Below are 7210 nucleotides of genomic sequence, written 5' to 3'. Positions count from 1 at the left end.
GGCGCCGCCTGCCCCGCGCGAGAGCTTCGAAGACTTCGCCGATATCTGAGCCGATGGAGTGCAGTGAACCGGGACGGGACTGCCCGCTCTGCCCGCGCCTCGTCGCGTACCGCCATGAGCAACGGGCGCTTCACGCGGACTGGTTCAACGCGCCTGTCCCCTCCTTCGGGCAGGACGACGCCGAACTGCTCATCGTCGGCCTCGCGCCAGGCGTCCAGGGTGCCAACCGGACGGGGCGGCCCTTCACGGGCGATTTTGCCGGCGGCCTTCTTTACGCGACGCTGAACGAGTTCGGCTTTGCCGAAGGGAGTTACCGTGCCGATCCTCACGACGGCCTCACGCTGCGCCGGACCATGATCTCCAACGCCGTGCGCTGCGTGCCGCCGCAGAACAAGCCGACGCCGGCGGAGATCAGGACCTGCAACGCATTCCTCCGTGTGCGGATCGATGCGCTGCCGCGGCTGCGCGCGATCGTGGCGCTGGGCCGGATCGCGCATGACGGCATTCTCACGGCACTGGAGCAGCGCAAGGCGGCCTTCCCCTTCGGGCACGGTGCTGCGCACGAGTTGCCGGGCTTGCGGCTTTTCGACAGCTATCACTGCTCGCGCTACAACACGAACACGGGCGTTCTGACACCGCAGATGTTCAGGAACGTCTTCAGCAGCGTCCGGGACTTTCTGAGCGGCTGAAGGCGATCAACCGATCATCGCGAGAACGTCGGTCGCGTCCTGCGCGGGTTCCGGCACCGGATAGCGGAGCGCGGTGATCATTCCATCCCGCGTGATGAAGGTGAGGCGCTGCAGGTAGAGTTCGCCGCCGGTTTCGAACAAGGGCAGGCCCAGCCGCGAGGAAAAGGCACGAGCCTCGTCCGAGAGCAGCCGGAAAGTCAGGTTGTTGCGGCTCACGAAATCGCGCTGCCATTCGGTACTAAGAAGGCTCAATCCGAACAGCTTCACGCCCAGCCTGCGGAAATGCCCGTAAGCCTCTGAATAGGCAAGCGCTTGCGGTGTCGAGCCATGGGCGCCGGGGATGTGATCCCAGTTCACCGGATCGGGATGGCCGGGACGTCCCGTGAAGGGATAGCAGAAGATGACCGCGGGCCCGATGATCTTCGACAGGTTGACGGGGCTTCCCGACGTGGCCTCGAGATCGACATTGGGCATCTGCCGGCCCACCAGATGCTGCATGAAGACCATGTTACCCCTTGTCCCGCAGGAGGCGCGCGCGCTCGCGGTCCCATGAGCGTTCCTTGATCGTCTCGCGCTTGTCGTGAAGCTTCTTGCCGCGCGCCAACGCAATGTCCACCTTCACGCGGCCGCGCGGGTTGAAGAACATCTTGAGCGGAATGATAGTGAGATGCTCCTTCAGCACACCAGCCGAGAGCTTGTTGATCTCGCTCTTGTGCAGCAGCAGCTTGCGCGGCCGCTTGGGCTCGTGATTGAAGCGATTGGCCTCACGGTACTCGGGGATGTTCGAGTTGATGAGCCAGAGCTCACCGCCCTTCATCGTGGCGTAGGCTTCGGCCAGGTTGGTGTGGCCAGTACGCAATGACTTGACCTCCGAGCCTTTCAGCTCGATCCCGGCCTCGAATGCCTGCATGATTTCGTAATCATAGCGGGCCCGCCGGTTATCGGAGATAACCTTGATGCCCTCTTCCTTGCGCGACGCCTTTGCGCCGCCGCTCTTTGAACTCATGTCAGTTCAGGAGCCCGGCGTGGATCATCGCCTCGCGCACCGCCCTCTTGGTGGATTCGACCACCGGCACCATGGGAAGGCGCGCTTCCGGCTCGCACAGGCCAAGCAGGCTCGCAGCATATTTCACCGGCCCAGGGCTCGTCTCCACAAACATCGCGTGGTGCAGCGGCATCAGCCGGTCCTGCAGCCTGAGCGCTTCGGCGTAATCACCCTTCAGCGTCGCCTCCTGGAACTCCGAGCACAGGCGCGGGGCGACGTTGGCGGTGACCGAAATGCAGCCGACGCCGCCGTGGGCATTGAAGCCGAGCGCGGTGCCATCCTCGCCCGAAAGCTGGATGAAGTCTTTGCCGGACATCAGCCGCTGGCGCGAGGGCCGCGTCAGGTCGGCAGAGGCGTCCTTGGTGCCGATGATGTTCTTGCAGTCCATCACGAGGCGAGCCAGCGTCTCGACGGAAATGTTGGCCACCGTGCGGCCCGGCACATTGTAGACGATGATCGGGATGTCAACGGCATCGGCAATGGCCCGGAAATGGGCATAGAGGCCGTCCTGCGTGGGCTTGTTGTAGTAAGGAACGACCACGAGCGCGGCACTGGCGCCCGCTTCCTTGGCGTGGATCGTGTACTCGATCGCTTCCATGGTGCTGTTGGAACCCGTTCCGGCAATCACCGGAACCCTGCCCCTTGCCTCGTCGATGCAGATTTCGATGACGCGCTTGTGTTCCTCAGGCGTCAGCGTCGGGCTTTCGCCCGTGGTGCCGACGGGAACCACGCCATGCGAGCCCTGCTCGATCTGCCAGTTGACGAATTTCCGGAATGCCAGTTCATCGACCTCGCCATTCTTCATGGGCGTGATGAGCGCGGGAATGGAACCTTTGAACGGCACGGCATCTACTCCGGTAATGACTTGGAAACCATAAGGGGCCTAAAATTCGGGGAACGAAACCGCTACCCTCGAATGGTGCGGCACCTTAGACGTTTGCCCCAGCAGCGGCAAGCGCGGAGACGGGTGTCCGCCTGAGCCATCTAAACGGCACATTTGGGTTGTAGCGGCGGCAACGTGGTCTGAAAGTGAGTAGACGATTCATGCGTATAGACGCCCTTTTGCGTGTCAGCTTCCTGGCCCTCGCCGCAGTCACCGCGAGCGTGTCGCCGTCGCTTTATTCCACGACGGGAACCGTGATGGCCGAACCCAAGGTTTCGGGCCAGGCCGTGCAGGCGGCGAAACTGGCGCTGAAGGGCGATTTCGTGGCTGCGGGCCAAGCCGCCCAGAAGTCGGGTGATGGCGCCGCCATCAAGCTGGTCGAACTCATCTATCTCCGCGATCACCCCAATGATGCCGGCTACCAGCGCATCATGGCTTTCCTCGATGCGGCTCCGAAGTGGCCGCTGACCGAGTCGCTGCTGAAGCGCGCCGAACGCTCGCTCTATGTGAACGCCGAACCGGCGGATCTCATCATTTCGCACTTCAACAAGCGCAAGCCGACAACATCCGAAGGCTCGCTCGCCCTTGCGCGCGCCCTTCTCGCCACCGGTGACCGCGACGGCGCCCGGCGCCAGGTGCAGAAGGTCTGGTCCAACGCCGAGATCACCGCAGAACTCGAGAAGTCGATTGCCAGCGAATTCAGCAAGCTCCTGACGGTCGACGATCACAAGCGCCGCATGTGGCGGCTGGTCTATGCACAAGAAACCAACGCCGCCATTCGCGCGTCGAAGCGCCTGCCGGGAGAATATCAGAAGGCCGCCGCCGTGGCCCAGAAGCTGCTGCGCGGCGAGGCGGGGGCCGACAAGGCCTATTCCAAGCTGCCCTCTTCCATGCGCGAGACACTCGGCATGAAGTATGCCCTCACGCGCTTCTACCGGAAGAAGGAGAGCTACACGAAGGCCCGTGCGATCCTTGCAGCCATTCCGGGCGAGGCATCGAAGATGGGTGACGCCGAAGCCTGGTGGATCGAGCGCCGCATCGTCGCCCGCCACTCGATCGGCATCAAGACGCGCAGCAGTGCCAAGGCAGCCTATCAGATTTCGGCCGCTCACGGCTTTGCCAAGGGCGAAGAAGCGCTCGAAGGCGAATTCCTCGCAGGCTGGATTGCACTGCGCTACCTGAAGAAGCCCGAGACGGCGCTGAACCATTTCAGCCGCCTGGCCGAGATCGCCGAGTCGCGGACCGAGAAGGCTCGCGCAGGATATTGGACCGGCCGCACGCTGGAGGCCATGGGCCGCAAGGGCGACGCCAAGTCGGCCTACAAGAACGCGGCACAATACTCGACCGTCTATTACGGTCAGCTCGCCCGCGAGAAGGTCGGCCTCGGCAAGGTGCCGGAGGAGATCGAAAGCGGCAAGGCCTCTGCTGCTGCCGAAGCCAAGGTGTTCAAGGACGAAGCCGTCCGCGCCTTCAAGATGGTGGCCGAGGCCGGCGGCAAGAACGAACTCTACATGTTCCTGTGGTCCTTCGCGAACCGCTTCCAGAACGCCGATGAAATGAACGCCGCTGCCGATGTCGTGTGGACCGCGGGCGGTGCCACCATGGCTGTTCGCCTTGCCAAGGCATCCGCCGCGCGCAACATCGACATCGATTCCTGGGGCTATCCGGTGCGGGCGCTACCCGACTGGAAGCAGATCGGACCGCCCGTCGAGAAGCCTCTGGTGTTTGCGCTGGCGCGGCAGGAAAGCGAGTTCAACCCGACGGCCGGCAGCAAGGTCGGCGCGCAAGGCCTGATGCAGATCATGCCCGGCACGGCAAAGATGATCGCCAAGAAATATGGCCTCAAGTATGCCGAGGGCATGCTCAAGGGAGACCCGCCCTACAATGTGAAGCTCGGCGCCGCGCATCTGGGCGACCTCATCAACAATTTCGGCGGCTCCTATGTGCTGACCCTCGTCGCCTATAACGCCGGCCCGCGGCGCTCGCGCGAATGGGTTCAGGAATATGGCGACCTTCGCACCGGCGAGGCCGATCCGATCGACTGGGTGGAATCGATCCCGTTTCAGGAGACGCGCCAATATGTGCAGAAGGTTCTCCAGAACCTCCATGTCTACCGCTCGCGCCTTGCACCCAAGACGGTGCGGCCGATGTCGGCTGACCTGGCGCGGGGTGCGACCGGCGATGGGCTCAACGTCGCCTCGACGTCGGCTCCGCCCGAGCAGGCAGAAGCGGCTGAGGCGACCAAATGCGCCAAGGCTTCGATCGCTGACGTGCTGACGACCTGCGACTGAGCCTTGCCCTACGTCGAACACCATATTGCGACGGCCGATGGTGTCAGGATCTATGCGCGCGACCACGCGCCGGATGCCGAGGGCCTGACGCCTGCGCTGTGCCTTCCCGGCCTCACGCGCAACGCAAAGGACTTCGAGACGATCGTGCCGCATCTGTCGCGGACGCGGCGCGTGATCTCGATCGACTTCCGCGGACGCGGGCGCTCGGACCGGGCTGATCCCGCCACCTACCGCCCCGACCAGGAGGTGGCGGACACGCTGCAGGTGCTCGACCATCTTGGGATCGACAAGGTTGCCATCGTCGGAACGTCGCGCGGCGGCATTGCTGCCATGGTGATGGCGGCGCGCGCTCTCCCCCGCATCGCGGGCGTCGTGTTCAACGACATCGGCCCGAAGATCGACAAGGCCGGATTGCTCCGTATACGGATCTATCTGGGCAGCGATCCGCGTTTCACTGGCTGGGACCAGGCGGTGCAGATCCTCAAGGCCACCAATCCAGGCTTTCCGTCGCTTCACAATGAGCAGTGGATGGCCTTTGCAAGGCGCGTCTACCGTGACGAGAACGGTCTGCCGCGTGCCGACTATGATCCGGGTCTGACTGCGAATTTTCCGACGGCCGCCGACATCGAGGCCGGCAAGGTTCCGGAACTCTGGGCGCTGTTCGACATGATGGCGGATGTTCCCTCGCTCGTTCTGCGCGGCGAGTATTCGGATCTGCTCAGCGCCGCTACCGTTGCCGAGATGCAGAAACGTCACCGCAAGCTGGCCGCCGTGACGGTCGCGGATCGCGGGCATGTGCCCTTCCTCGACGAGCCGGAGAGCATCGCCGCCATCGACCAGTGGCTGGCGGAAGTAGACCGGCGCGCGAAGGCCTGAGGGCTCAGTTCTTCTTCGCGCCGAAGCGTTCTTCGAACTCGGCCTCGGCGCCTGAAGCAAGAAGCCTCGCCTGCTCCACCCATTCCTCGCGGACCACGCGGCCATTGAATTTCAGGTGGTCGTCGACCCACGCGATATGCTCGCCCGACCAGGCGGCGATCTGCTCGAAATGGAAGAACCCCAGCGTGTGCAGGATCTTTTCGTTCTTCGGCCCAACTCCACTGATACGCTGCAGATCATCCGGCTTGCCGTCGCGCGGGCCAGAGACGCCGCGCGGGCGTTCCATGCGAAGCGTGGATTCGACGGCCGCTTCAAGCGGAGCGGCGGCAATCGCGGCGGCGGCAACCGGCAGGATTTCAGCTGGCGTTGGAGGTTCTTCCGGCTCTGACACAGGCTCTGGCCTTGCCTCACTGCCGAACAGCCTCCGCGCAATGGCTCCGATGACGCAGCCGAGCAGGAAGATCGCCAGCATCCAGAGCGCCAGTTCGAGGATATAGTGGTTCATGTCGCGCGCTCCTCAGCCCTGCCTGTCGACGGCTTTGTACCAGCCCACCCAGATGCCAAGCCCAAGGGCCACGAGCATCCAGACCCAGTGGAACTGCACGACGAACCAGGAATCGTGAAAGTTGAAGAGTTCGGTCATCATCGTCTCCTACTTCACCAGCGTCAGGACAACACGGCGGTTCTTCGCCCGCGCATCGCGGGTGCGCTCCACATATTCGGGAAGCGACTCGCCCTCTCCGATGATGCCGGCGCGGACTGGCTCCACTCCTGCCGCCAGCAGCGCCTCGAGAACAACCTGTGCCCTCCGGATGCTGAGCGCCTGATTGTAGAGGCGGCCGCCAAAGTAATCCGCATGGCCCTCGATCTCGATCCTGCGATCGAGACAGTCGGGATGGATCAGAATTTTGGCAGCCCTGGCCACGATCGCCTTGTGATCTTCCGTCAGTTCCCAGCGGTCGAAACCAAAATGTATCGGCTCGATGGCCGCGAATGCTCCCTCGCAATCGAAGGATGGCGGCGGTGGTGGTGGTGGCGGCGGTGGTGGCGTAGGTGGCGGGGGCGGCGCCTCGATGTTGAGTTCCGCCGTCGAGCCATCCCTTGCGGTAGCACCGGTGGCATCGGTCGTGGTCACTGTCACATCATAGATGCCCGGCGCGATGACCTCGGAAAGCCGCAACGTCCAGCCGCCGTTTCCGTCAGACGTGAGAGCGGGGGTCTGGCCCAGCACGGCGGCAACACCGGCGCCCTCGATCGCGACCGAGAGCGTCGTGGCGGTGCCTTCGTCCCATGTGCCGCTGAGTGCGGCGGGTGATTCTGCGCCGCTGTAGGACATGACCGTCGGCACCTTCATTTCAGGCGGAGGAGGTGGTGGCGGAGGTGGCGGTGGTGGCGCCTCGATGTTGAGTTCCGCCGTCGAGCCATC

Annotated in this window: 9 protein-coding genes; 3 read left to right on the top strand and 6 right to left on the bottom strand. The window is 63.8% G+C overall.

The genetic code is table 11. From position 1 onward, the window contains the following. Window positions 1-53 precede the first annotated feature (53 nt). Complete coding sequence (locus tag ACEW8Q_RS18055; protein WP_373505448.1) at window positions 54-689, top strand: uracil-DNA glycosylase; 636 nt, start codon at window positions 54-56, stop codon at window positions 687-689. A gap of 6 nt (window positions 690-695) precedes the next feature. Here the strand turns inward: ACEW8Q_RS18055 and ACEW8Q_RS18050 are convergent, their stop codons facing one another. From ACEW8Q_RS18050 to dapA, 3 genes are read right to left on the bottom strand one after another with little or no spacing between them, the layout of a single operon-like run. Next, window positions 696-1196, bottom strand: coding sequence for a peroxiredoxin (locus ACEW8Q_RS18050; protein ID WP_373505447.1), 501 nt, complete (start codon window positions 1194-1196; stop codon window positions 696-698). Between the two features lies 1 nt (window position 1197). After that, a complete protein-coding gene (gene smpB, locus ACEW8Q_RS18045) occupies window positions 1198-1695 on the bottom strand; it encodes an SsrA-binding protein SmpB (protein ID WP_373505446.1) in 498 nt (165 codons plus the stop codon). Between the two features lies 1 nt (window position 1696). Continuing rightward, window positions 1697-2578: a 4-hydroxy-tetrahydrodipicolinate synthase gene (gene dapA, locus ACEW8Q_RS18040; RefSeq protein ID WP_373505445.1), complete on the bottom strand. Its 882-nt coding sequence runs from the start codon at window positions 2576-2578 to the stop codon at window positions 1697-1699. Between the two features lie 200 nt (window positions 2579-2778). Between dapA and ACEW8Q_RS18035 the strand changes: the two genes are divergently transcribed. Next, window positions 2779-4908: a lytic transglycosylase domain-containing protein gene (locus ACEW8Q_RS18035; protein ID WP_373505444.1), complete on the top strand. Its 2130-nt coding sequence runs from the start codon at window positions 2779-2781 to the stop codon at window positions 4906-4908. Window positions 4909-4911: 3 nt separating this feature from the next. Continuing rightward, entirely contained in the window at window positions 4912-5784 is an 873-nt protein-coding gene (locus ACEW8Q_RS18030; RefSeq protein ID WP_373505443.1) for an alpha/beta fold hydrolase, read from the top strand. A 4-nt stretch (window positions 5785-5788) separates the two neighbouring features. Here ACEW8Q_RS18030 and ACEW8Q_RS18025 read toward each other — a convergent pair whose 3' ends face one another. The 3 genes from ACEW8Q_RS18025 to ACEW8Q_RS18015 form a co-directional block, all read right to left on the bottom strand. Further along, window positions 5789-6289, bottom strand: coding sequence for a hypothetical protein (locus tag ACEW8Q_RS18025; protein WP_373505442.1), 501 nt, complete (start codon window positions 6287-6289; stop codon window positions 5789-5791). A 12-nt stretch (window positions 6290-6301) separates the two neighbouring features. Then, window positions 6302-6430, bottom strand: a complete 129-nt coding sequence (locus tag ACEW8Q_RS18020; protein ID WP_373505441.1) for a hypothetical protein — start codon at window positions 6428-6430, stop codon at window positions 6302-6304. A 6-nt stretch (window positions 6431-6436) separates the two neighbouring features. Continuing rightward, window positions 6437-7210: OmpA family protein (locus tag ACEW8Q_RS18015; protein WP_373505440.1), on the bottom strand; the 774-nt coding region annotated here is incomplete at its 5' end.

Source organism: Aestuariivirga sp., from assembly GCF_041738905.1.
Lineage (GTDB): Bacteria > Pseudomonadota > Alphaproteobacteria > Rhizobiales > Aestuariivirgaceae > Aestuariivirga.
The sequence above is the reverse complement of the archived record's forward strand: the minus strand, read 5'-3'. Positions and strand labels throughout refer to the sequence as shown.

Bases quoted from the DNA above. Each gene is read 5' to 3' on its own strand.
- ACEW8Q_RS18055 (WP_373505448.1), top strand. From the start codon at position 54: ATGGAGTGCAGTGAACCGGGACGGGACTGCCCGCTCTGCCCGCGCCTC.
- ACEW8Q_RS18050 (WP_373505447.1), bottom strand. From the start codon at position 1,196: ATGGTCTTCATGCAGCATCTGGTGGGCCGGCAGATGCCCAATGTCGAT.
- smpB (WP_373505446.1), bottom strand. From the start codon at position 1,695: ATGAGTTCAAAGAGCGGCGGCGCAAAGGCGTCGCGCAAGGAAGAGGGC.
- ACEW8Q_RS18035 (WP_373505444.1), top strand. From the start codon at position 2,779: ATGCGTATAGACGCCCTTTTGCGTGTCAGCTTCCTGGCCCTCGCCGCA.
- ACEW8Q_RS18025 (WP_373505442.1), bottom strand. From the start codon at position 6,289: ATGAACCACTATATCCTCGAACTGGCGCTCTGGATGCTGGCGATCTTC.
- ACEW8Q_RS18020 (WP_373505441.1), bottom strand. From the start codon at position 6,430: ATGATGACCGAACTCTTCAACTTTCACGATTCCTGGTTCGTCGTGCAG.